Below are 23,124 nucleotides of genomic sequence, written 5' to 3' on the forward strand. Positions count from 1 at the left end.
CAGCTCCCCGTGCCCTGTCCGGGCGTTGTGGTCGTCTCGACCTTAACGACTACTCGGGCAGCCGGAGTTCCAGATCCTTGCGGGGCGCGACACCGTCACGTGTGACGACGTCCAGGAGATCGGCCACCGGGCCGCGGCCGGGCAACTGCGCCTCGGGCTCCACGTCGTGCCACGGCGCGAGCACGAAGGCCCGCTCGTGGGCGCGCGGGTGGGGGAGCGTCAGGACCGGGTCGTCGGAGACCACGTCGGCGTACGCGACGATGTCGACGTCGATCGTGCGCGCGCCCCAGCGCTCCTCGCGGACCCGGTGGAAGGCCTCCTCGACCGCGTGCGCCCGCTCCAGCAGGGAGGACGGGGGCAGGGTGGTCTTGAGGACGACGACCGCGTTGAAGTACGACGGCTGGCTGCCGGGCTCGACGCCCCACGGCTCCGTCTCGTAGACCGGCGATACGGCTTTGATGCGGACGCCGGGGGTGTCCTCCAGGGCGTCGATGGCGCCCTGGAGGGTCTCCAGGCGGTTGCCCAGGTTCGCGCCGATGGAGATCACGGCGCGCCTCGGGTTGCTGAGCGTGGTGTCGGCGGCGTCCACCTGCTGCACCACGGAGGCGGGCACCGGCTGGACGGTCGGGTCGCTGTGACCCTCGGTGAACGAGAAGGTCATACTCGGCTCCGGGTGATGGTGACGGTCACGTCGTCGAAGGGGACGGTGATCGGGGCGTCCGGCTTGTGGACACGGACCTCGACCTCCTCGACCCCTTCGTGCTTCAGACAGGTCTGCGCGATGCGCTCGGCCAGGGTCTCGATGAGGTTGACGGGCTCGCCCTGCACGACGGCCACGACCTCCTCGGCCACGATGCCGTAGTGCACGGTCTTCGCCAGGTCGTCGTCGGCGGCGGCAGGCCGGGTGTCCAGGCCCAGGACGAGGTCCACGATGAAGGTCTGGCCCTCTTCGCGCTCCTTGGGGAACACGCCGTGGTGCCCGCGGGCCTTCAGGCCGCTCAGCGCGACACGATCCACGCGAATCACTCCTGCAATCGTCGGTGGTGGCCGGTTCGTACCGAGTGCGGGCGGTACACCGGCCTCGAACGAATCTACCTGCGGGCACTGACAGTGCCGGGCCACGAGGGCGTGGGTACTGTCCGGGCCCACAGGTTTCATCGACCGTTTCCCCCGGGGAACCCGGCGGCTCATGGGTCGGTAGCCGCCCCTACCCGCGGGTTCGTGATTCCAACCACTTCTTGGTCCTGTGGGGGTGCGCCTACCCACTCAGGAGGGTGAGTCGTCGCCGTCGTCCTCGTCGTTTTCGGCCAGAACCGGGGACGCGTGGTGCGACCAGAGCTTCCAGCCCTCGGGAGTACGGCGGAACACGTTCGTGGCGACCACGAGCTGGCCCACCAGTGGGCCCAGTTCGTCGCTGTCGTCGGGGGACGGGCCGCCGCTGAGGATGTTCTCCGTGCAGGTGACCAGTGCGGTGTCGCCGGTGACCGAGACGTGCACGTCGGTGAGGAAGAACTGGATGTACTCGGTGTTCGCCATGATCAGCGCGTACGACCGGAGGACCTCGCCGCGTCCGGTGAGCACCGGCCAGCCCGGGTGCACGCAGGAGATCACGCCGCTGTCCGCCGGGTCGTGGAACTCCTCGTCGACGCCCAGGTCGGCCGGGGTGAGCCAGAGTGCCGACAACTCGTCGAAGTCGCCGCGTTCCAGCGTCTCGTAGAACGCGGTGTTGGCGAGTTCGACCTGCTCGACGTCGGTGTGCGGGGCGGTCACAGGGCTCCCTCGGAGCTGGTGTGCGAAGCCGCTCGGGCGCCCGGCGTGCGCGCCCCTTCGACGGCTCGCGCCACGCGTACCGCGTCCGCCGTGGCGCGCACCTCGTGGACGCGCACCGCCCATGCGCCGGCGTGTGCCGCGAGTGCGGAGACGGCGGCCGTGGCGGCGTCGCGCTCGCGCGCGGGCGGGGGTGCGCCCTCGGTACCGGCGAGGACATGCCCGAGGAACCGCTTGCGGGAGGCGGCGACGAGCAGGGGGTGGCCGAGAGCGAGCAGGCGGTCGATGTGGGCGAGGAGGACGAGGTCGTGTTCGGCGTCCTTGGAGAAGCCGAGGCCGGGGTCGACGACGACGCGGTCGGGGGCGACCCCTCCGGCGAGAACGGCCTCCACGCGTGCGTGCAGTTCGTCGACGACCTCGGTGACGACGTCGTCGTAGACGCCCCTGACGTTGCCGCCCTCCAGGAAGCCGCGCCAGTGCATGACGACGAAGGGGGCGCCCGAGGCGGCGACGACCGGGATCATCGCGGGGTCGGCGAGGCCGCCGCTGACGTCGTTCACGAGGGCGGCGCCGGCGGCGAGGGCCTGCTCGGCGACGGAGGCGCGCATGGTGTCGACGGAGACGGTGACGCCCTCGGAGGCGAGGCCGCGGACGACGGGGATGACGCGCTTGAGTTCCTCGGCCTCGTCTACGCGGGAGGCGCCGGGGCGGGTGGACTCACCGCCGACGTCCACGAGGTCGGCGCCTTCGGTGACCAGGCCGAGGCCGCGTTTGACGGCGGCCGTGGTGTCGAAGAAGCGGCCGCCGTCGGAGAACGAATCAGGGGTGACGTTCACCACGCCCATGACCGCGCATCGGTCCCATTCGGGAAGGCCCGCGACGCGCCCGCGCCCGCTCTGCTTGCTCATACGTTCAGCGTAGGCCTTGAGAGTGGGGCTACGGCCCTGTGGGCCGAGCGAAAGCCCCCTGGCCGGAGGGGAGGCCTTCGCTCGGGCCCGTCCTGGTCAGGCCGCCCGTACATCCCGTTCCGCCAGCCCGTGGGCGCAGGCCGGGGCCGTGTGCGTGCGGCGGCGGAGGAAGCGGGGCAGGGGCAGGGCGAGGTTGACGAAGCCCTCTGCCTGCATGGCGGCGAAGCCGATGCGGGGCAGGTCGCCGGAGGCGCGGTAGACGACGAAGCGGGGCTCCCAGCGGGGCTGGAACTTCGCGTTGAACTTGTACAGGGACTCGATCTGGAACCAGCGGGAGAGGAAGACCAGCAGCCCGCGCCAGGCGCGCAGCACCGGGCCGGCGCCGATCTTCTCGCCGCGGGCCAGGGCCGCGCGGAACATCGCGAAGTTGAGCGACACGCGCGTGATGCCGAGCTTCGGTGCCGCGTGGAGGGCGGCGACGATCAGCAGCTCGTTCATCCCCGGGTCCGCCGCGCGGTCGCGGCGCATCAGGTCCAGGGACATGCCGTCGGTGCCCCAGGGCACGAAGTGCAGGATCGCCTTCAAGTCGCCGTACTCGCCCGGCTGTTCGTCCGTCTTGTGGGCGGTGGCGATGAAGCAGTCACCGTCCTCGGGGTCGCCGATGCGGCCGAGCGCCATGGAGAAGCCGCGCTCGGTGTCGGTGCCCCGCCAGGCCTCCGCGGCGAGCCGGATCCGCTCCAACTCGGCCTCGCCGAGGTCACGTACACGCCGTACCCGGGTTTCGTAGCCGGCCCGCTCGATGCGCTTCACCATTTGGCGTACGTTGCGCATCGCTCGCCCGGCGAGCGAGAAATCCGCCACGTCGACCACCGCCTCGTCGCCGAGTTCGAGGGCGTCGAGTCCGGTCTCGCGGGTCCACACCTCGCCGCCCGTCTCGGAGCAGCCCATGACGGCCGGCGTCCAGGAGTGGGCCTTCGCCTCGTCCATGAACCGCTCGATGGCGCCCGGCCAGGCCTCCACGTCGCCGATGGGGTCACCGCTGGCGAGCATCACCCCGGACACGACGCGGTACGTCACCGCCGCCTTGCCGCTGGGCGAGAAGACGACGGCCTTGTCGCGACGGAGCGCGAAGTGACCGAGCGAGTCGCGGCGGCCGTGCTTCTCCAGGAGGGCGCGCAGGTGCGTCTCGTCCTCCGGGGTGAGCTGTGCGGCCGGGTGTTCGGGCCGGAACGCGAGGTAGATCGTCGTCACGGCGGTGAGCAGTCCCAGGGCGCCGAGCGAGAACGCGACCGTCCAGGAGGTGCTGCCCTCGTAGTCGACCGGGCCCTCGAAGCCGAACAGGCCGTACAGGACGTGGGTGATCCGGTCGGCCAGGCTCGGGTCGCCGACCATGCGCTTGGAGTGGACGCTGACGATGACCAGTCCGAGGACGAGGGAACCGGCGCCCATGAGCACGAAGTTGGCGAGTGCGCGCCAACGGCTGCGCGGGTCGGGCAGTGCGCGGAACTCGTCGCGGTGCAGCAGCAGGGGCGCGAGCAGCGCGGCCGAGATGACGACTCCTATGAGGGAGTGCCGGTACGCGAACTGCGCCACCGCGCCCGCCGGCAGCAGTGCCACCGCGGCGCGCCAGGCCCGGCGCTTGCGCCGCCTGAGCCCGTGCGCGAGGAGCAGCAACAGCACGCCGGCACTGAGCGAGAGCGCCGCCGCGAAGGGGCCGAGCGCACCCGGGAGCACCTCCGCCATGGTGTGCATACGGCTGTGCCGGAAGCGCGGGAACACCCCCGCGGCGATGTCCAGCAGGCCGACGAGGGCACATGCCCTCGCGACGAGCGTGGGAACGACCTCGGGGCGCGGACCTCGGACTATGCGCCGCATCCGGCCTGACCGGCTCGGAACCCCACCCGACAATTCCCCATCTATCCTGACAGACATCGCATCCCGTAGTTCTGCGAGAGACCTTGGACCCGGGCCCGATTCGGGCATCCGGCGACATTGCGCCCTCTAGGACGGTGTCTAGGGGAAGGAGGTTCCTTCCCCAGCGGAAAGCCGGTTCAAAGGCAGTGGAAAGCCCGGGGCAAAGGTACGCGAAGGTTGCGTGCAGCCCGGGCGGAAAGCGCAGGCGGGGACAGCTCATGGGACTCACGAGCAACAAGGTGCTGGTACTGGCGTTCGCGTGCGCCGTGCTGCTTTTCGTCGGCACCGTATGGCTGTGGCCGCGCCTGGCCCGGCGGAACTGGCGGGCCGTCAGTGGACGCGTGGGCCTGCTGCTGGCAACGCAGTTGGTGCTCTTCGCCTCGGTGGGCCTGGGCGCCAACCAGGCCTTCGGGTTCTACGCCAGCTGGGCCGACCTGTTCGGCAAGGAGACCGACCAGGGGGTGGTCGTCGACCACACGTCGCTCCAGGGCGCCGGCGGACCGCTCCGGGTGGTCGGCACCCGGCAGGTGGACGCCCCGGGCGGCGCCTCACGGCCGAGCACCGTGGGCCAGGTGCAGCAGGTCGAGATAGTGGGCCGTACGACCCACATCGCCAGCCCCGCCTACGTCTACCTGCCGCCGGAGTACTTCCAGCCGCAGTACCGCACGCGCACGTTCCCGGCGACCGTCGTCCTCACGGGGTACCCGGGCACCGCAAAGGCGCTCGTCGACAAGCTGAACTACCCGCGTACGGCACTGCAGCTGGCCAAGGACGGCCGTATGCAGCCGATGATCCTGGTGATGCTGCGGCCGACGGTGGCGCCGCCGCGCGACACGGAGTGCGTGGACGTGCCGGGCGGACCGCGGACCGAGTCGTTCTTCGCCAAGGACCTCCCCGACGCCGTACTGGCCCACTACAGGGTGGGCAAAAAGCCCGGGAGCTGGGGCATCATCGGCGATTCCACGGGCGGTTACTGCGCCCTGAAGCTCGCCATGCACCACCCCGGGGTGTACGCCGCGGGCGCCGGCCTCTCGCCGTACTACAAGGCGCCGGTCGACCCGACCACGGGCGACCTCTTCCAGGGCGACGGGACGCTGCGGAACGAGGCGAACCTGTGGTGGTACCTCAAGCACCGGCCCGCGCCGGACACCTCACTGCTCGTCAGCAGCAGCAAGGTCGGGGAACACAACTACAAGGACACCCTGAAATTCATCGACCACGTGCGGGCCAACAACTTCACCCACATCTCGTCGATCATCCTGGACAGCGGCGGGCACAACTTCAACACCTGGCGACGGGAGATCCCGCCGACCCTGCAGTGGATCAGCGAGCGGCTCACCGGCCGCTGAAAGAGACCGCTGAATCCGTGTGGGGGAATAGGGGTGGCTGTGTTTTTACCGCGCGGGGCACCATCATTCGCCTACGCGCGGTAAGTTTCTGGCCATGCCACGTGGACGTCACCGCCATTCCCCGCCGTTGCACCGGTTGTTGCCGCCCTCGGCGATCGCAGGCGTGTCGCTCGTCTGCGCCTTCGGGCCCTGGGTCTTCTCGCAGGCCGCCGCGCTGCGCATAGTCGCCGCGATCGCCGCCGCGACCGCGCTCGTGGGGGCGGCGGTCATGCGCCGCTGGGACACTCAGGCGGGCAAGCAGGTCGCCGACCTGGTACGCGCGCGTACGAGCGACGAGTGGCGGTACGAGGAGCGGCTCGCCGAGCTTGAGTCCGACCTCGACGAGTCGCGCGAACTGCGCGTCAAGCTGGAGCACAAGCTGCGTGCCAAGCGCACGGAGCTCGCGGGCCTGCGCAACGAACACGCGGCGCTGCTGCGCCGGTACGCCACCGCGGAGACCGAGCGGGCGAGCGCCCTGGAGGGCCGCCGCCTGCTGGAGATAGAGGCCGCGGAACCCACGCGCGCGTTGCCGCCGGTTCCGGTGGAGGGCGACGCCGACGCCTCGGCGGAAACGGCTCCGCTGGACGACGATCTCAAGAAGGACGACACCGAGGCTGTGGCTGCCCCGGTCGAGACCGAGGACGACACCGACGCCGAGGACGAGGGCGACGAGATCGAGGACCGGACCGAGGACGAGGAGTCCGAGACCGAGGAGCCCGGGGCCGAGGCCGTCGCGGAGAAGCCCGCGGTGTCCACGGTGTTCTCCCCGGAGGGGTCCAAGCTGTTCCTGCGGGCCAAGGCGGCGCTGACCCGGCTCGACGACGACGGTGAGCCCCCGGCGCCCGCGCCGAAGGACGGCGACTCCGCGCAGGCCGAGCCCGCCGTGGTGGAAGCCGAGAGCGGCGCCACCGAGTCGGAGGCCGCGCAGGAGGACGAGGCGGAGGGGAAGCCCGAGGCGGTCGACGGGCATGAGCACGCGGCCGCCGTTCCCCCGGCCGCGAAGTCGTCCCAGCCCGCGCAGCCGTCGGGGCACTTCACCGTGCCGACCGCGGTGGCGGTCGTACCGGCGTCTCCCGTACGACGCCCCATGATCGAGGGCGGGTTCGACTTCTTCGGCATGCAGAAGGGCTCGACGTCCGCCGCGATGGACGCCGTTCAGAACGAGGACCTCGCGGACGTCGTCGGCCAGGAGGCCCTCGCCGTGCACAAGGCGGAGGCCGAGGCGCAGTTCAAGCCGGCCGACGAGCGGTCGCGCGATGTCGGGGTCGGCCAGGTCATCGACCTGACGGCGCACGACGAGACCGAGCAGATCAACCTCCACGGGCTGCGCAGCGCGGCTTCCTGAACGGGTCCTGACCCGGCGTCAGGCCATCCAGCGGTCCGGCCGCGCGTCCCGGCGGCCCGTCCGTGACCGCTCGGCCTGTTCGCGGAGCAGCTCCGCGGCCTCCTCCGCGTCCCGCAGACGGGCTGTGACGGTCTCGTTGGCCCCGGTGTCCACATGGACCTCGGCGAGCCGCCAGAACCGCTCCCAGGGCCCCTGCTTCAGCCGTACGCTCTGCACCTTCGCGTGCGGAACCAGCGCCAGGCTCCTGCGCAGCAGTCCGTGCCGGGTCGCGAACACCGTGTCGGTGACCGCGAGGCCGTAGCCCCGCCACCACAGCGGCACGCACCAGCGCGCCCGTCGCGGCGGGCGGGAGAGCGCCTCGCGCGGCGGCACGGTCACGCCGGGCAGCACGCGGGCGACGACCGACTCGGCGATCTCGCGCGGGGCGACCGGCACCAGCACGGAGTTGGACGAACCGGCCACGTCCAGCTCGACCCGCACCCAGCCGCGCCGCCGCCACAGCAACGGCTCCACGATCCGCACGGTCTGCACCCGCCCCGGCGGCACCGTCTCGTGCGTGCGGTCCAGCAGCCCGTGGTCGATGCGCAGCCCGTCCGGGGACTCGCCCAGCGTCCAGTCGTACTCGCCGACGAACCGCCCCACACTGCTCGCGCCCGCCGCGCCCAGCAGCGGCAGGGCGGTCGCGAGGACCGTCCACACGCTGTGCGTGGCGAACCAGAGCAGCGGCGGTACGACGAGTGCGGCGGCCAGCGACCCCCAGGTGGCGCCGGTCAGCACCAGGGACACCGCGAGGACCCCGGCCGGTACGTGCAGCAGTTGCTGCGAGGGCGCCTCGCCGACCTCGTGCGCGGTCTCGGGCGCGAACCCGGCCGCCCGCGCGAGGAGTTCGGCCCGCAGCGCCCGCGCCTCGCCCTCGCCGAGGAACGCGAGCTCGTCCTTCTTGTCCGTCCCCACGACGTCCAGCTTCAGCTTGGCGACGCCCGCCACGCGCGCGAGGAGGGGCTGTGTCACGTCGACGGCCTGGATGCGCTCCAGCCGGATGTGCGCGGTGCGCCGGAACAACAGCCCTGTACGGATGCGCAGTTCGGTGTCGGTCACCGCGAAGTGCGTGAACCACCAGGTCAGGAAGCCGTACAGACCGGCGGCAGGGACGATCACGGCCAGCGCGATCAGGAGGGTGATGGTGGTCAGCCGCGTCAGCTGTTCCTGCGCCTGGTTGGGGTCGTGCACCGCCCACCCGATGATGACGGCGACCGGCGCCCAGGCCCGGCGCAACGGCGTCACCGGATGCAACCGCCGCTCCACGACAGACACTTGCTCCCGTACGGCCTCGGGGACCTCGGTCACGTCCTTGTCGGCGCCCGGCGTCGTCACAACCCCGCCGATCGGGCCTCGCCCAGCTCGGTGAGCCGGTCGCGCAGCCGTTCGGCCTCGGCCGGGACCAGCCCCGGAATCGTCGCGTCGGTCGCCGCGGCGGCCGTGTGCAGCTGCACGCTCGCGAGCCCGAAGTGCCGCTCCACGGGCCCCGAGGTCACCTCCACGAGCTGCATCCGCCCGTACGGCACGATCGTCTCGTGGTGCCACAGCACACCCCTGCTGATCAGCAGGTCGTCGGCGCGCTCGGCGTACCGCCAGGAGCGCCAGTTGCGGCCCAGCAGCACCCAGCCCCATGCCGTCAGGGCGAGCGGCAGCAGCGCGAAGGCGGCCCAGGCGGGCCCCGCGAACAGGTTCAGGAGCGTGCCCAGGACCACGGCCAGCAGCCCCAGCCACACCACCAGCAACAGCCGTCGCATCTTCAGCAGCCCCGGCGGCAGCCCGGTCCACACCGGCTCGCGCGCCGCGTCGTCGTGCGCGGCAGTCCCCGTTTCCATGCCGCAAGCGTACGTACGAGAGACTGTGTCCATGACTCCCACGACGGAGACCATGGTCGGGATCGGCGGCGCCGCGGAGAGCACCGACATGGTGCTCAACATCGGCCCCCAGCACCCCTCCACGCACGGTGTGCTGCGCCTGCGGCTCGTCCTCGACGGCGAGCGCATCCAGCACGCGGAGCCGGTGATCGGCTATATGCACCGGGGCGCCGAGAAGCTCTTCGAGGCGCGCGACTACCGCCAGATCATCATGCTCGCCAACCGCCACGACTGGCTGTCGGCCTTCTCGAACGAGCTGGGCGTGGTCCTCGCGGTGGAGCGGATGCTCGGCATGGAGGTGCCCCCGCGCGCGGTGTGGACGCGCACGCTGCTGGCCGAGCTGAACCGGGTGCTCAACCACCTGATGTTCCTGGGGTCGTACCCCCTGGAACTCGGCGGTATCACCCCGGTGTTCTACGCGTTCCGGGAGCGCGAGGTGCTCCAGAACGTCATGGAGGAGGTCTCCGGCGGGCGCATGCACTACATGTTCAACCGCGTAGGCGGCCTCAAGGAGGACCTGCCTGCGGGATGGGCCTCCCGCGCGCGTGAAGCCGTCTCCGCCGTGCGCTCCCGGATGGACCGCTTCGACGACCTGGTGCTCGGCAACGAGATCTTCCGGGGGCGCACGCGCGGAGTCGGCGAGCTGTCGCCGGAGGCCGTCCACGCGTACGGCGTGAGCGGGCCCATCGCGCGCGCCTCGGGCGTCGACTTCGACCTGCGGCGCGACGAGCCGTACCTCGCGTACGGCGAACTCCAGGACACCCTGAAGGTCGTCACGCGCCAGGAGGGCGACTGTCTCGCCCGCTTCGAGGTGCTCCTGGAGCAGACGCACAACGCGCTCGACCTCGCGGACGCCTGCCTCGACCGGCTCGCCGGGCTGGAGCCCGGTCCGATCAACCAGCGGCTCCCCAAGGTCCTGAAGGCGCCCGAGGGGCACACGTACGCGTGGACCGAGAACCCGCTCGGCATCAACGGCTACTACCTCGTCAGCAAGGGCGAGAAGACGCCGTACCGGCTGAAGCTGCGCTCGGCGTCCTACAACAACATCCAGGCGCTCGCGGTGCTGCTGCCGGGGACGCTGGTGGCGGACATGGTGGCGATTCTGGGGTCGTTGTTCTTCGTCGTCGGGGACATCGACAAGTAAGCGGCAAGTAGGGGTTGTTCACGGTCGTCGAGTCACGGCTCGTCGGGTCACGGCTCGTCGAGCGGGTCCGGAATTCCAACCGACTGCACGAGCCAGCCGAAGTCGCCGAGTCCGCCGATCGCGGTGAGCTCGGCCGCCTCGCCGGCGCTCGCGAGGGCGCGGACGTACTCCGTCGGGTCGGTGGAGGCCAGTGCGAGCGGGGGGCGCGCGCCTGTGAGGCCGAGGGCGTGCAGGGCGGCGCGTTGTGTGAGCCGGTGTGCGCCGGGGAGTGCGCAGGCGTCCAGGGCGACGTGCGCCGTGAGGTCGCAGGAGCCGTCCGGTACGGGTGCCGTCTCGCGCCCTTCGCGGAAACCGGTGAGCGTGCCGAACGGAGGGCGCGTGTCCGCGGTGTGCCCGTAGTCGACGGCGACTGCGAGTCCCCGGTCGAGCGTGGCGACGGCGGACGCCCAGGCCGTGTCCCTGGGGAGGCCGATCTCGGCACGCAGGCCCTCCTCGGGCGCCTGCGGCCACCAGCGCGCCAGCCACGCGGCCTCCGCACCGGAGAGGGGCTCCCCGAGCCGCTCGGTCCCGTCCTCCCGTACGAGCACGAGCCGCGGTACGCCGACGGAGTCCACCTCGGCCACCTCCACCGGCACGTTGTCCAGCCACTCGTTGGCGAACAGCAGCCCGGTGATCCCCTTCGGGGGTTCGGCGAGCCACTCGATCCCGTGACCGAGCCCTTCGGGGCGGTCGGCGAGCTCGACGGCGTACGCACGCACGCGTGCGGCCACTTCGGCGGGCAGCGCGGCGAGTACGCCGGCCACCAGCTCACCGCGGCCTGCGCCCAGGTCCACGAAGTCCAGCGTCGCCGGCCGGTCCAGCGCCTCGTCCACCCGGCACAGCAGCCGCGCCACGGCCCCCGCGAAGAGCGCCGACGCGTGCACGGACGTACGGAAGTGCCCGGCGGGTCCCTCGGGCCTGCGGTAGAACCCCTCGGGCCCGTACAGGGCGTCCTCGGCCGCCGCCCGCCAGCCGCGCCACCGGCCCGTGGTGTCTTCCGTCACGCGGTCAGAGTAAGTGCACAGGACAACGGGGCCTCCACCTTGGGGAGTACGCGCGGCGTATACGGATCGATCCTCCGGTTGACCCCGGCACACTTCACGCTTCCCTACGCTGGGTTACGTGCAGCGCCTCTACGACTTCCTCCGCAGACACCCGACATGGGTCGACACCTTCTGGGCCGTCTTCCTGCTGGGGCTGAGCGGCGTGAGCATCGCGAGTACCAGCTACGCGTCGGGCCGTCACGGGACGGCAGCCGGGGCGCTGGCGGTGTCCGCCGTGATGTGTGTGGCGATCGCGCTGCGCCGCCGCTGGCCGGAGAAGATGCTCGTCCTGTCCGGGGCGACGGGTCTTGTGCAGCTGGTCCTCGACATCGAGCCCGTGGTGGCCGACTTCGCCATGCTGGTGATCGTCTACACCGTCGCCGCGATCGGTGCCCGCTGGGCCTCCCGCTTCGCCCTGGCCTCCGGTCTGGCCGCGGCGACCCTGGCGCAGATCCGCTGGCCCCAGGAGCACACCAGTTCCGCCGGGCTGGTCGCGCTGGCGATCTTCCAGACGGTGCCGTTCGCGCTGGCCTGGGTGCTCGGCGACTCGATGCGCACCCGGCGCGCGTACTTCGCGCAGCTGGAGGAGCGCGCCGCCCGGCTGGAGAAGGAGCGCGAGGCGCAGGCCAAGGTCGCGGTCGCCGCCGAGCGCGCCCGTATCGCCCGCGAGCTGCACGACGTGGTCGCGCACAACGTGTCGGTGATGGTGGTCCAGGCCGACGGCGCCGCCTACGTCCTCGACTCCTCGCCGGACCAGGCGAAGAAGGCCCTGGAGACGATCTCCTCCACCGGCCGCCAGGCCCTCGCCGAGATGCGCCGCCTGCTGGGCGTGCTGCGCACCGGCGAGCACAAGGAGGTCGGCGAGTACGTGCCGCAGCCGGACGTCGAGCAGATCGACGACCTGGTCGAGCAGTGCCGTACGTCCGGACTGCCCGTCGACTTCAAGGTCGAGGGCACCCCGCGCCCGCTGCCCAGCGGCGTCGAGCTGACGGCGTACCGGATCGTGCAGGAGGCGCTCACCAACACCCGCAAGCACGGTGGGCCCAACACGGGCGCCAGTGTGCGGCTGGTCTACTTCGACGACGGCCTCGGGCTGCTCGTCGAGGACGACGGCAAGGGCGCCCCGCACGAGCTGTACGAGGAGGGCGGCGTCGACGGCCAGGGGCATGGTCTGATCGGTATGCGTGAACGGGTGGGCATGGTCGGCGGCACCCTGGACGCGGGTCCGCGGCCGGGCGGCGGATTCCGCATCAGCGCGCTGCTGCCGCTGAAACCCGCGCACTGATCTCTCGTACGCCGGGTGTTGACACCTGTAACGAATTGTTGAACGACCGGTTGAAGCAATTGTTGAACGATCCTGTTGACGGAACGGAAGAGGACCCGATGGCGATCCGCGTGATGCTCGTCGACGACCAGGTGCTGCTGCGCACCGGGTTCCGGATGGTGCTTGCCGCCCAGCCGGACATGGAGGTCGTCGCGGAGGCGGGCGACGGCGTCGAGGCCCTTGAGGTGCTGGCGTCGACCGCGGTCGACGTGGTGCTGATGGACGTCCGCATGCCGAAGCTGGACGGGGTCGAGACCACCCGCCGCATCTGCCAGGGCGAGAACCCGCCCAAGGTGCTGATCCTGACCACCTTCGACCTCGACGAGTACGCCTTCTCCGGGCTGAAGGCAGGCGCCTCCGGCTTCATGCTCAAGGACGTGCCGCCCGGCGAACTCCTCACCGCGATCCGCTCCGTGCACAGCGGGGACGCCGTGGTGGCGCCCTCGACGACCCGCCGGCTCCTGGACCGCTTCGCCCCGATGCTGCCCGCCACCGGCAAGGAGCCCCGGCACAAGGAACTGGAGCGCCTCACCGAGCGCGAGCGCGAGGTCATGATCCTCGTCGCCCAGGGGCTGTCCAACGGCGAGATCGCGGCCCACCTGGTGCTGTCCGAGGCGACCGTGAAGACCCATGTGGGCCGCATCCTGACCAAGCTCGGCCTGCGGGACCGGGTGCAGGTGGTGGTCCTCGCGTACGAGACGGGGCTGGTGCGGGCCGGCGGGCACGGCTGACGCCTGGCCGGCCGGGGTCGGCTGGCCGGCTACCTGAGGATGCCCTCCAGGAAATCGCTGCCCAGGCGGGCCACCATCGTGACGTCCAGCTGGTGCAGGACGTAGCGACCACGGCGGCGGGTGGTGATCAGACCGGCCTTCTTCAGGACACCGAGGTGGCGGGATATCTCGGGGGCGGTCATGCCGTGCACCTGGGTCAGCTCGCCGGTGGTGAACGCGCTGCGGGCCAGGCTGCGGCACAGGCGCATGCGGACCGGGTGGGACAGGGCCGTCATCCGCAGGGTGAGCTGCTCCAGGGAGGTCGGTGCGGCGGGCTTGGGCGTGCCCACCGGGTAGTGCACGACGGGCTGCCAGCCGTACCGGTACAGGACCGTCAGGTGCGGCCAGCCCAGGCTGGTGGGCACCAGGAGGAGGCCGCCGTCCTGGGTCGCCGTACGGCCGCTGCCGAGTTTGTCGACCGTGATGCGGGTGGCGCTCTCGTCGAGGGTCACCGCGGTGGACATCGACGTCAGGGCCTCCGCCAGGCCCCTGTGCCGCAGGAGGTCCGTCTTGTGGCGGGCGTCGGCGGCGAGTTGGTGGTGCATCCGGGACCAGGTCTCCGCGAAGAACGCCTCGTCGCAGTCCTCCAGGAACTGTCGCAGCCAGGCCCTGGTCCGCGGCGGGTCGGCCAACAGCCGCTCGGTGAACGCCAGTTGATGCGGGCCGCGCGCGGCGGCCTGCTCCAGGGCGCGCCGCCGGATCTCGGCGTCGGTGAGCGGGCCGGGTCCGCCCGTGCTGTAGGTGATGGCGCAGGTGGTGAACTCCAGCGCCGCGTCCACGAACTGCTCGTCCGTCAGCTTGTCCAGCAGGTCCAGCTCCTCGGCGAGCGTCGCCCCGGGGAGCGTGCTCCGGCCCGGGATGCCCGCGTACGGCAGGAACAGGTCGGAGAACGTCGACCGCCACAGGAAGTCCGCCTCGCACATCCGGTCGGCCAGATGCGGGTCGAGCCGGGTGGTGACGCCGGTCACCCAGCCCTGGAGGCCGGGATGGTGCCCCGGCTCGGACATCGCGTGCAGCGCCATGCACAGCTCGCCCAGGGGCGAGGGCGCGAAGACGACCTGCTCCTGCCGCAGCCCGGTGATGTCGATGTGCACGCTCATGCACTCAATCGTGCACCCCGCCACTGACAACGCCCCCCTCGATTGACGGCGCCCGTCAATCGACGCGACAGCCACCGGGCGTCGGCGCAGCCTGGAGACATGAGCATCACCCAGCAGTACTTCCTCGACACCTACCGCGCCCAGCGGCTCGGCGAGGCCCCGCCGCCCGCACCCGGCACCCACGACTGGCGGACCGCCCGCGAACTGCGCGACTACCGGCAGTTCCGCGCGGTCGTCGCCGAGCGCCCGGCCCACGGTCGGCTACGGCGGGCCCTGGGCCGCCTGCTGCACCCGCACCCGCGCCGCTCCGCCTGCTGACACCCGAGGCCGCCGTCTTCTAGCGGGCCGTCTCCTCCGTCAGCCGGACCACGAAGTCCGCGACCGCCGCCTTCACGTCGTCGGCCGTCCACTCCAGGGCGGCGGCCCGCACGTAGACCTCCGTCATCGCCAGGCCCGGACCCTTCGCGTCCCAGGGATTGGCGAAGAGGACGGACTTCGTCTCCTCGGCCTGCCGGATCGCGGCCTCCGACACGGCGTCGGGGTCGTACGGCAGCCAGACCTGGAACTCGTTCGTGTGCGGCTGCTCCGGTTGTACGCGCATCCAGGGCACCCCGGCCGCCGCGAACCCCTCGCGCAGCGCCTCGGCGACCACGCGCGCGTGGGCCACGTACGCGGGCAGCCGGGGCAGCTCCCGGTCCAGGCCCGCGAGTGCCGTCAGTGCGGTGGGGAACTGCTGGAAGACCGCGCCGCCGTACCGGTGCCGCCAGGTCTTCGCCTCGTCGATCAGGGTCTGCGGTCCGGCGAGCGCGGCACCGCCGAGGGCGTCGAGAGACTTGTAGAACGACACGTAGACGCTGTCCGCGAGGCCGGCGATCTCGTCGAGCGGGTGGCCGAAGTGCGGGGCGGACTCCCACAGGCGGGCGCCGTCGAAGTGGACCACCGCGTCGCGTTCGTGCGCGGCCTCGACGACGGCGGAGAGCTCCTCCCAGGAGGGCAGGACGAAACCGGCGTCCCGGAGGGGCAGTTCGAGCATCAGCGCCCCGAAGGGCTCCGGGAGGTCGCGCACCTCGTCGGCGGTCGGCAGTCGGGGCTCGCTCGTCACATGGACCGGGCGCAAGCCGCTGACCTGGCTGAACGCGTCCCGTTCGTGCACTTCGGGGTGGCCGAGCGGATGCAGGGCGACCGTCGGGTTGCCGGTGCGGCCCGCCCAGCAGCGCAGGGCGACCTGCTGCGCCATGGTGCCCGTGGGGAAGAAGGCGGCGGCCTCCTTGCCGAGCAGTTCGGCGACCCGCTTCTCCAGGGTCTCGACGATGCCGCCGCCGTACATGTCCGACGTCTCGTCCAGGTCGTACAGTTCGGCCGCCTCCTGTACGAAGGCGAGCCGTTCCTGGAGGGTGCCCAGGAAGCCGAGGCGGGCGAGTGCGCGCTCCGCGTTCCGGTTCGCGCTGAGGCGCCGTTTGCGGCGCTCCAGGAGCTGTTCCTCCTCCGTCATCGGTTCCGCCTGTTCCTCGCCCTGTTCCGCCGCATCGCTCATGCTCCGGATGATGCCTGGCGCGGGTCCGCGCGAGCACGCGGTTTTCCCCGGGCTTTCCCGTACACCGACGCTGTGCGACAACCCACAGCCTGTGGACAACCGGACGCCCCTCGAACCGATCGCGTTAACATGACGAGAAATCGTCCGGTACCCGGAGCGGACTGGAACGGGAAGGCCGCCGTCGCGTGAGTACATTCCAACAGCCAGAGCCCAAGGACCGCCCCGCGCGGCTCGCCGTCGGTGTCGTCGGCGCCGGCCGGGTGGGCCCCGCGCTGGCCGCCTCGCTCCAACTGGCCGGGCACCGCCCGGTGGCCGTCTCCGGGGTGTCCGACGCGTCCAGGCGACGGGCCGCGCTGATGCTTCCCGACGTGCCGGTCATCACGCCCGCGCAGGTCCTGGAGCGCTCCGACCTGGTGCTGCTGACCGTCCCGGACGACGCCCTGCCCGGGCTCGTGGAGGGCCTCGCCGACACCGGGGCCGTACGCCCCGGGCAACTCCTCGTGCATACCTCCGGGCGGTACGGCGCGAAGGTCCTGGACCCCGCCCTGCGGGTCGGCGCGCTGCCGCTGGCCCTGCACCCCGCGATGACGTTCACGGGCACTCCGGTGGACGTCCAGCGGCTCGCCGGGTGCTCCTTCGGGGTCACGGCGCCCGAGGAACTGCGGCTGGCCGCCGAGGCCCTGGTGATCGAGATGGGCGGCGAGCCCGAGTGGATCGCTGAGGAGAACCGCCCGCTATATCACGCGGCCCTCGCACTGGGTGCCAACCACCTGGTGACCCTGGTCGCCGAGTCCATGGAGCTGCTGCGCACGGCCGGTGTCGAGGCCCCCGACCGGATGCTCGGCCCGCTGCTGGGCGCCGCCCTGGACAACGCCCTGCGCTCCGGCGACGCGGCGCTCACCGGCCCCGTCGCGCGCGGGGACGCGGGCACCGTCGCCGCGCACGTCACCGAGTTGCGCAAGCACGCCCCGCAGACCGTCGCCGGCTATCTGGCGATGGCCCGCGCGACCGCTGACCGGGCCCTGGCCCACGGGTTGCTCAAGCCGGAACTCGCCGAGGACCTCCTCGGGGTGCTCGCCAACGGCACCGAGGGAGATGCCGGATGACCACCACCCTGCTGCGCACCGCCGACGAACTGCACGCACGCACGCGTGCGGGTCGCCGCGCCGTCGTGATGACGATGGGCGCCCTGCACGAGGGCCACGCCACGCTCGTCCGCACGGCCCGCGAGATCGCCGGACCGGACGGCGAGGTCGTGGTCACCGTCTTCGTGAACCCGCTGCAGTTCGGCAAGGGCGAGGACCTCGACCGCTATCCGCGCACCCTGGACGCCGACCTCAAGATCGCCGAACAGGCGGGCGCCGACGTCGTGTTCGCGCCCTCCGTGGACGAGGCCTACCCGGGCGGCGAACCCCAGGTCCGCGTCTCGGCGGGCCCCATGGGCGAACGTCTGGAGGGCGCGGTCCGCCCCGGCCACTTCGACGGCATGCTCACCGTCGTCGCCAAGCTGCTGCACCTCACCCGCCCCGACGCCGCCCTGTTCGGCCAGAAGGACGCCCAGCAACTCGCTCTGATCCGCCGCATGGTGCGCGACCTGAACTTCGGCATGGAGATCGTCGGCGTGCCGACCGTGCGCGAGGCCGACGGCCTGGCCCTCTCCAGCCGCAACCGCTATCTGTCCCCCCGGGAGCGGCGCACCGCGCTCGCCCTCTCCCAGGCCCTGTTCGCGGGCCGTGACAGGCACGCCGCCCAGGAGGCGCTCCGCGCGCGAGCCCGTGAGGTGCCCGCCACGCACGCGCGTGCCGAGGCGCTCAGCGCCATAGGGGAGTCCCGCGCGGCGGCCGACGCGCACGCCGTCGCCAAGGCCGCCCCCGGCCCCGGCAGCCCGGCGTCCGTCCGCGCCGCCGCCCGCCTGGTCCTCGACGACGCCGCCCGCCTGGACCCGCCGCTCGCCCTGGACTACCTCGCCCTGGTCGACCCCTCCGACTTCACGGACGTCGACGAGGACTTCACCGGCGAGGCCGTCCTCGCCGTCGCCGCCCGGGTCGGGACGACCCGGCTGATCGACAACATCCCACTCACTTTCGGAACCCTCGGAGCCGCCTCGTGACCAGCACAGGCATACGACTGCACGCACCCGCCCCGGGTTGGTCCATCGCCGCGGACGTGGTGGTCGTCGGCTCCGGAGTGGCCGGCCTGACCGCTGCCCTGCGCTGTGAGGCGGCCGGGCTGCGGACGGTGGTCGTCACCAAGGCCCGCCTCGACGACGGCTCCACCCGCTGGGCCCAGGGCGGCATCGCCGCGGCCCTCGGGGAGGGCGACACCCCCGAACAGCACCTGGACGACACCCTGGTGGCGGGCGCGGGCCTGTGTGACGAGGAGGCCGTACGCATCCTCGTCACCGAGGGCCCCGACGCCGTACGCCGCCTCATCGAGACCGGCGCCCACTTCGACGAGTCCTCCGAAGGAGGACTGGAGCTGGCCCGCGAGGGCGGCCACCACCGGCGCCGCATCGCGCACGCCGGCGGCGACGCGACCGGCGCGGAGGTCTCCCGGGCGCTCGTCGAGGCCGTACACGCGCGTGGCCTGCGCACGATCGAGAACGCGCTCGTGCTGGACCTCCTGACGGACGCCGAGGGGCGTACGGCCGGCGTGAGCCTGCACGTCATGGGCGAGGGGCAGCACGACGGTGTGGGCGCGGTGCACGCGCCCGCCGTGGTCCTCGCGACCGGCGGCATGGGGCAGGTCTTCTCGGCCACCACCAACCCGTCCGTGTCGACGGGCGACGGGGTCGCGCTCGCCCTCCGCGCGGGTGCCGAGGTCTCCGACCTGGAGTTCGTGCAGTTCCACCCGACCGTGCTGTTCCTCGGCGCCGACGCGGAGGGCCAGCAGCCGCTCGTCTCCGAGGCGGTGCGCGGTGAGGGTGCCCACCTGGTCGACGCCGACGGCGTGCGCTTCATGGTGGGCCAGCACGAACTCGCCGAGCTGGCGCCCCGGGACATCGTCGCCAAGGGCATCATGCGGCGCATGCAGGAGCAGGACGCCGGGCACATGTTCCTCGACGCCCGGCACTTCGGCGCCGACATGTGGGAGCACCGCTTCCCGACGATCCTCGCCGCCTGCCGCAGCCATGGCATCGACCCGGTCACCGAGCCCGTCCCGGTGGCCCCTGCTGCCCACTACGCCTCCGGCGGCGTCCGCACCGACTCCCGGGGCCGTACGACCGTCCCCGGCCTGTACGCGTGCGGAGAGGTCGCCTGCACCGGCGTGCACGGCGCGAACCGGCTGGCCTCCAACTCCCTTCTCGAAGGCCTCGTCTACGCCGAGCGGATCGTCGCCGACATCACCGAGAGCCAGGCGGAGAACGCCCTCCACGCGCGCGTGCCCGAACCGGTCCCGCACCCCCACAAGCCCGCGCACCCGCTGCTCGCCCCGGAGGCCCGCTTCGCGATCCAGCGGATCATGACCGAGGGCGCGGGCGTCCTGCGCTCCGCCGACTCCCTCGCCAAGGCCGCCGGACAGCTTCAGCAGCTGCACACCGACGCGCGCGACGCCCTCGACGAGAACGGCAAGACCGCCGAGCCCGGCGTCGACACCTGGGAGGCCACCAACCTCCTGTGCGTGGCCCGCGTCCTGGTCACCGCCGCCGCGCTCCGCGAAGAGACCCGGGGCTGCCACTGGCGCGAGGACCACGCCGACCGTGACGACACCGCATGGCGCCGCCACATCGTCGTACGGCTGAATCCGGACCGCACGCTGGCCGTACACACCACGGACACCGCAGACTTCCCCCCGACCCGGCAGCACCGTCCCCAGGAGCAGTGACAGACGTGAGCACCCACGACCTTCCCCTCGCCGACAGCGGTGGTTGCGGCGACGGCTGTGCCTGTGGCGCGGGCGCAGACGCGGAGTACATGGAGTGCGGCCTCGACCCCGCGCTCGCCGAGCTCCTGGCCGACGCCGGACTCGACCCCCTGGAGGTCGAGGACATCGCCAACGTCGCCCTCCAGGAGGACCTGGCCGGAGGCATCGACGTGACGACCGTCGCGACCATCCCCGAAGAGGCCGTCGCCACCGCCGACTTCACCGCGCGCGAGGCCGGTGTCGTGGCGGGCCTCAGGGTCGCCGAAGCGGTGGTCTCCGTGGTCTGCACCGACGAGTTCGAGGTCGAGCGGCACGTGGAGGACGGCGACCTCGTGGAGGCCGGACAGAAGCTCCTGTCGGTCACCACGCGCACGCGTGACTTGCTGACCGCCGAGCGCAGCGCGCTCAACATCCTGTGCCGCCTCTCCGGCATCGCGACCGCCACGCGCGCGTGGGCGGACGCCCTGGACGGCACGAAGGCGAAGGTCCGCGACACCCGCAAGACGACGCCGGGACTGCGCTCCCTGGAGAAGTACGCGGTCCGTTGCGGCGGTGGCGTCAACCACCGCATGTCCCTCTCGGACGCGGCCCTCGTCAAGGACAACCACGTGGTCGCCGCAGGCGGCGTCGCCCAGGCCTTCAAGGCCGTGCGGGAGGCCTTCCCGGACGTACCGATCGAGGTCGAGGTCGACACCCTGCACCAGCTCCGCGACGTCCTGGACGCCGGCGCCGACCTGATCCTCCTCGACAACTTCACGCCCGGGGAGTGCGCGGAGGCCGTCGGCATCGTCCACGGCCGCGCCGCCCTGGAGGCCTCGGGCCGGCTCACCCTGGAGAACGCCAAGGCGTACGCCGACACCGGCGTGGACTACCTCGCCGTGGGCGCCCTGACCCACTCCGCGCCGATCCTGGACATCGGCCTCGACCTCCGCGAGGCGCAGTAGTCATGCTCCTCACGATCGACGTGGGCAACACGCATACCGTCCTGGGCCTCTTCGACGGCGAAGAGATCATCGAGCACTGGCGCATCTCCACCGACGCCCGCCGCACCGCCGACGAACTCGCCGTCCTCCTCCAAGGCTTGATGGGCATGCACCCGCTCCTCGGAGAGGAGCTGGGCGACGGCATCGACGGCATCGCGATCTGCGCCACCGTCCCGTCCGTCCTGCACGAACTGCGCGAGGTCACCCGCCGCTACTACGGCGACGTGCCCGCCGTCCTCGTCGAACCGGGCGTCAAGACGGGCGTCCCGATCCTCACCGACAACCCCAAGGAGGTCGGCGCGGACCGCATCATCAACGCGGTCGCCGCCGTCGAGCTCTACGGCGGCCCCGCGATCGTCGTCGACTTCGGCACGGCGACCACGTTCGACGCGGTCTCCGCGCGCGGGGAGTACATCGGCGGTGTCATCGCCCCCGGCATCGAGATCTCGGTCGAGGCGCTCGGCGTCAAGGGCGCCCAGCTGCGCAAGATCGAGGTGGCCCGGCCGCGCAGCGTGATCGGCAAGAACACGGTGGAGGCGATGCAGTCGGGCATCGTCTACGGGTTCGCCGGCCAGGTCGACGGAGTCGTCACCCGCATGGCCAAGGAGCTGGCCGACGACCCGGAGGACGTCACCGTCATCGCGACCGGCGGCCTCGCCCCGATGGTCCTGGGCGAGGCCTCGGTGATCGACGAACACGAGCCCTGGCTGACGCTGATCGGCCTGCGGCTGGTGTACGAGCGGAACGTGTCGCGGATGTGACGTAGCGCCGGCGTGCGGGACGAGGCCGCTTGCTGCCGGGCGGCGCCCCGCTCCCTCCGGCTGGTGTCGCTCCCGCGTGCCCCCCCACGAGGTGCCGACACCACCTGGGCCCACCGGGTGCCGTCGCGCCTGACGACGGCTGCCGGGCGCGGCGGGGCCGTAGTACTGGCGGGCGACTCCCCATCGGCGTCGCTCAGGCGCGCGCCTACTAGGCGCGGGCGCCACTTGCGCCCACGGGGTGTCGTCCCGTCTGACGGCGGCTGCCGGCGCGGGACGGAGCCGTCGCGCGGGGCGGGCGACGCCCTGCTGCGCCGTCCTTGCTCACGCGGGCCTGCGGGTGCCGCCACCGCTTCCACCCGCAGGGTGCTGCCGCCTCTGATGGTGGTGGCGCGTGTGCGAGGGGCCGTAGTACCGCCGAGGCGACACCCCGCCCCGCGGGCATCTCTCAGGCGCGCGCCAACAAGGAGCTCCCCGCTTCCGCCCACAGCAGGCGCCGCCGCGCCTGACGGAGCCGTAGAACCGGGCCGCAGTGCGACTGCCGCGCGCGCGGCGGAGCAGTCGCTGTCCGCCGCCGGGCGAAAACCCCGCGCCACACCCGCCCCCTATGTCGAATTTGTCTGATTAGCGCGTATCGTCGCCCCATGCCCACGCCATACGGATCCCGCGGCGGCATGGCGTTCGGTGCGGAGGAGCTGCGTGTGCTCCGTCGCGCTCTCGCCCTCGCCCTCCAGCCCCGAACCGCCTCGGCCGAGGACGTCCAGGACTGTCTCCGGCTCGCCGAATCCCTCGACGAGGCGGTACGCGAGGGAGTCCGGCTGCGCGCCTTCCTGGTCGCCGACCTCGCCCGGTACCGCGCCGCCCTGCCCGGCACAACCGCCGGCTATCTCACCCTCCTGGAGGAGGCGCTCGGCGCCGGGTACCGCCCGGACGTCGACGACCTCTCCGCGCTGCGGGCGCTGCGCGGCAACCCGTCCGCCGCCGCTCTCCTGGACCGCTGCCTCACGCTCGCCGAACAGGACGTACGCGCGCGCCTCGCCCGCCGTACGACCGTCCGGCCCGCCCCGACCGTCCCCGCCTCCCGTACCCGCCTCCTCGCGCTTCCTGGAGGCCTCTCCGGGGGCCTTTCCGCAGCCGCCGGGGAACCCGTCGGGGAGGACGCCAAGGAGCCCGTAAGGAAGCCCGTGGAGCGGCCGGCGCCCACACCCGCGCCCGCGGCCCCGAAGCCGTCCCGGCCCATCCCCACGCCGGGCGAGGTCTTCCCCCGGCGCAAACCGGCACCGCCCCCCACGAACCCGCCGCAGCAACTCGCCGCCGGCTGAACCGACCCCGC

General features: G+C 72.2%; 22 protein-coding genes. 12 read left to right on the plus strand and 10 right to left on the minus strand.

The annotated features are described in order from the left end of the window. Positions 1-49: 49 nt before the first annotated feature. From folK to AB0I69_RS46065, 5 genes are all read right to left on the minus strand, one after another. Positions 50-661: a 2-amino-4-hydroxy-6-hydroxymethyldihydropteridine diphosphokinase gene (folK, locus tag AB0I69_RS46045; protein WP_363101827.1), complete on the minus strand. Its 612-nt coding sequence runs from the start codon at positions 659-661 to the stop codon at positions 50-52. Further along, on the minus strand, positions 658-1,017 hold the full coding sequence (gene folB / locus AB0I69_RS46050; RefSeq protein ID WP_033286136.1) for a dihydroneopterin aldolase: 360 nt from the start codon (positions 1,015-1,017) through the stop codon (positions 658-660). Before folB ends, folK begins: the two co-directional genes overlap by 4 nt. A gap of 249 nt (positions 1,018-1,266) precedes the next feature. Then, complete coding sequence (locus AB0I69_RS46055) at positions 1,267-1,770, minus strand: nuclear transport factor 2 family protein (protein WP_363101828.1); 504 nt, start codon at positions 1,768-1,770, stop codon at positions 1,267-1,269. After that, positions 1,767-2,675, minus strand: a complete 909-nt coding sequence (gene folP, locus AB0I69_RS46060; RefSeq protein ID WP_363101829.1) for a dihydropteroate synthase — start codon at positions 2,673-2,675, stop codon at positions 1,767-1,769. Before folP ends, AB0I69_RS46055 begins: the two co-directional genes overlap by 4 nt. Positions 2,676-2,771: 96 nt before the next feature. Next, positions 2,772-4,583 carry a phosphatidylglycerol lysyltransferase domain-containing protein gene (locus AB0I69_RS46065; protein WP_363101830.1) on the minus strand — a complete coding sequence of 604 codons (1,812 nt, stop codon included), beginning with the start codon at positions 4,581-4,583 and terminating at the stop codon, positions 2,772-2,774. 224 nt (positions 4,584-4,807) lie between these two features. Here AB0I69_RS46065 and AB0I69_RS46070 point away from each other — a divergent pair, with 224 nt between their 5' ends. Together AB0I69_RS46070 and AB0I69_RS46075 are read left to right on the plus strand one after the other, a co-directional pair. After that, entirely contained in the window at positions 4,808-5,938 is a 1,131-nt protein-coding gene (locus AB0I69_RS46070; RefSeq protein WP_363101831.1) for an alpha/beta hydrolase-fold protein, read from the plus strand. Positions 5,939-6,032: 94 nt separating this feature from the next. Further along, positions 6,033-7,322: a hypothetical protein gene (locus AB0I69_RS46075; protein ID WP_363101832.1), complete on the plus strand. Its 1,290-nt coding sequence runs from the start codon at positions 6,033-6,035 to the stop codon at positions 7,320-7,322. A gap of 18 nt (positions 7,323-7,340) precedes the next feature. Here the strand turns inward: AB0I69_RS46075 and AB0I69_RS46080 are convergent, their stop codons facing one another. Both AB0I69_RS46080 and AB0I69_RS46085 read right to left on the minus strand, forming a co-directional pair. Beyond that, complete coding sequence (locus AB0I69_RS46080) at positions 7,341-8,696, minus strand: PH domain-containing protein (protein WP_363101833.1); 1,356 nt, start codon at positions 8,694-8,696, stop codon at positions 7,341-7,343. Further along, the gene (locus tag AB0I69_RS46085) at positions 8,693-9,193 is read right to left on the minus strand and encodes a PH domain-containing protein (RefSeq protein ID WP_363101834.1); all 501 of its coding nucleotides are present in this window, start codon (positions 9,191-9,193) and stop codon (positions 8,693-8,695) included. Before AB0I69_RS46085 ends, AB0I69_RS46080 begins: the two co-directional genes overlap by 4 nt. A gap of 31 nt (positions 9,194-9,224) precedes the next feature. Between AB0I69_RS46085 and AB0I69_RS46090 the strand changes: the two genes are divergently transcribed. Next, positions 9,225-10,376: an NADH-quinone oxidoreductase subunit D gene (locus AB0I69_RS46090; protein WP_363101835.1), complete on the plus strand. Its 1,152-nt coding sequence runs from the start codon at positions 9,225-9,227 to the stop codon at positions 10,374-10,376. Positions 10,377-10,423: 47 nt separating this feature from the next. On the opposite strand, the gene AB0I69_RS46095 is transcribed toward AB0I69_RS46090, so the two are convergent. After that, entirely contained in the window at positions 10,424-11,419 is a 996-nt protein-coding gene (locus AB0I69_RS46095; protein ID WP_363101836.1) for an SAM-dependent methyltransferase, read from the minus strand. 118 nt (positions 11,420-11,537) lie between these two features. On the opposite strand from AB0I69_RS46095, the gene AB0I69_RS46100 reads away from it, so the two are divergent. Together AB0I69_RS46100 and AB0I69_RS46105 are read left to right on the plus strand one after the other, a co-directional pair. Then, a complete protein-coding gene (locus tag AB0I69_RS46100) occupies positions 11,538-12,743 on the plus strand; it encodes a sensor histidine kinase (protein WP_363101837.1) in 1,206 nt (401 codons plus the stop codon). Positions 12,744-12,841: 98 nt separating this feature from the next. Next, complete coding sequence (locus AB0I69_RS46105; RefSeq protein WP_363101838.1) at positions 12,842-13,513, plus strand: response regulator transcription factor; 672 nt, start codon at positions 12,842-12,844, stop codon at positions 13,511-13,513. 29 nt (positions 13,514-13,542) lie between these two features. Here the strand turns inward: AB0I69_RS46105 and AB0I69_RS46110 are convergent, their stop codons facing one another. After that, positions 13,543-14,652 carry a DUF5937 family protein gene (locus AB0I69_RS46110; protein WP_363101839.1) on the minus strand — a complete coding sequence of 370 codons (1,110 nt, stop codon included), beginning with the start codon at positions 14,650-14,652 and terminating at the stop codon, positions 13,543-13,545. Positions 14,653-14,751: 99 nt separating this feature from the next. Here AB0I69_RS46110 and AB0I69_RS46115 point away from each other — a divergent pair, with 99 nt between their 5' ends. Beyond that, entirely contained in the window at positions 14,752-14,970 is a 219-nt protein-coding gene (locus AB0I69_RS46115; RefSeq protein WP_363101840.1) for a hypothetical protein, read from the plus strand. 19 nt (positions 14,971-14,989) lie between these two features. Here AB0I69_RS46115 and AB0I69_RS46120 read toward each other — a convergent pair whose 3' ends face one another. Beyond that, positions 14,990-16,186, minus strand: coding sequence for a beta-eliminating lyase-related protein (locus AB0I69_RS46120; RefSeq protein WP_363101841.1), 1,197 nt, complete (start codon positions 16,184-16,186; stop codon positions 14,990-14,992). 185 nt (positions 16,187-16,371) lie between these two features. Between AB0I69_RS46120 and AB0I69_RS46125 the strand changes: the two genes are divergently transcribed. From AB0I69_RS46125 to AB0I69_RS46150, 6 genes are all read left to right on the plus strand, one after another. Then, positions 16,372-17,292 carry a DUF2520 domain-containing protein gene (locus tag AB0I69_RS46125; protein ID WP_363101842.1) on the plus strand — a complete coding sequence of 307 codons (921 nt, stop codon included), beginning with the start codon at positions 16,372-16,374 and terminating at the stop codon, positions 17,290-17,292. Continuing rightward, entirely contained in the window at positions 17,289-18,296 is a 1,008-nt protein-coding gene (panC, locus tag AB0I69_RS46130) for a pantoate--beta-alanine ligase (RefSeq protein WP_363101843.1), read from the plus strand. The genes AB0I69_RS46125 and panC overlap by 4 nt, the downstream gene beginning before the upstream one ends. After that, the gene (locus AB0I69_RS46135) at positions 18,293-20,011 is read left to right on the plus strand and encodes an L-aspartate oxidase (RefSeq protein ID WP_363101844.1); all 1,719 of its coding nucleotides are present in this window, start codon (positions 18,293-18,295) and stop codon (positions 20,009-20,011) included. Before panC ends, AB0I69_RS46135 begins: the two co-directional genes overlap by 4 nt. Positions 20,012-20,016: 5 nt before the next feature. Further along, entirely contained in the window at positions 20,017-20,994 is a 978-nt protein-coding gene (nadC, locus tag AB0I69_RS46140) for a carboxylating nicotinate-nucleotide diphosphorylase (protein ID WP_363101845.1), read from the plus strand. Between the two features lie 2 nt (positions 20,995-20,996). Next, a complete protein-coding gene (locus tag AB0I69_RS46145) occupies positions 20,997-21,794 on the plus strand; it encodes a type III pantothenate kinase (RefSeq protein ID WP_200680630.1) in 798 nt (265 codons plus the stop codon). 671 nt (positions 21,795-22,465) lie between these two features. Continuing rightward, on the plus strand, positions 22,466-23,113 hold the full coding sequence (locus AB0I69_RS46150; protein ID WP_363101862.1) for a hypothetical protein: 648 nt from the start codon (positions 22,466-22,468) through the stop codon (positions 23,111-23,113). Positions 23,114-23,124: the final 11 nt, after the last annotated feature.

The organism is Streptomyces sp. NPDC050508 (assembly GCF_040655155.1).
Lineage (GTDB): Bacteria > Actinomycetota > Actinomycetes > Streptomycetales > Streptomycetaceae > Streptomyces.

Excerpts from the sequence above, each read along its gene's own strand:
- AB0I69_RS46120 (WP_363101841.1), bottom strand. The coding sequence starts at position 16,186 with ATGAGCGATGCGGCGGAACAGGGCGAGGAACAGGCGGAACCGATGACG.
- AB0I69_RS46070 (WP_363101831.1), top strand. The coding sequence starts at position 4,808 with ATGGGACTCACGAGCAACAAGGTGCTGGTACTGGCGTTCGCGTGCGCC.
- panC (WP_363101843.1), top strand. The coding sequence starts at position 17,289 with ATGACCACCACCCTGCTGCGCACCGCCGACGAACTGCACGCACGCACG.
- AB0I69_RS46145 (WP_200680630.1), top strand. The coding sequence starts at position 20,997 with ATGCTCCTCACGATCGACGTGGGCAACACGCATACCGTCCTGGGCCTC.
- folP (WP_363101829.1), bottom strand. The coding sequence starts at position 2,675 with ATGAGCAAGCAGAGCGGGCGCGGGCGCGTCGCGGGCCTTCCCGAATGG.
- AB0I69_RS46075 (WP_363101832.1), top strand. The coding sequence starts at position 6,033 with ATGCCACGTGGACGTCACCGCCATTCCCCGCCGTTGCACCGGTTGTTG.
- AB0I69_RS46115 (WP_363101840.1), top strand. The coding sequence starts at position 14,752 with ATGAGCATCACCCAGCAGTACTTCCTCGACACCTACCGCGCCCAGCGG.
- AB0I69_RS46110 (WP_363101839.1), bottom strand. The coding sequence starts at position 14,652 with ATGAGCGTGCACATCGACATCACCGGGCTGCGGCAGGAGCAGGTCGTC.
- folK (WP_363101827.1), bottom strand. The coding sequence starts at position 661 with ATGACCTTCTCGTTCACCGAGGGTCACAGCGACCCGACCGTCCAGCCG.
- AB0I69_RS46085 (WP_363101834.1), bottom strand. The coding sequence starts at position 9,193 with ATGGAAACGGGGACTGCCGCGCACGACGACGCGGCGCGCGAGCCGGTG.
- AB0I69_RS46150 (WP_363101862.1), top strand. The coding sequence starts at position 22,466 with ATGGCGTTCGGTGCGGAGGAGCTGCGTGTGCTCCGTCGCGCTCTCGCC.
- AB0I69_RS46090 (WP_363101835.1), top strand. The coding sequence starts at position 9,225 with ATGACTCCCACGACGGAGACCATGGTCGGGATCGGCGGCGCCGCGGAG.
- AB0I69_RS46105 (WP_363101838.1), top strand. The coding sequence starts at position 12,842 with ATGGCGATCCGCGTGATGCTCGTCGACGACCAGGTGCTGCTGCGCACC.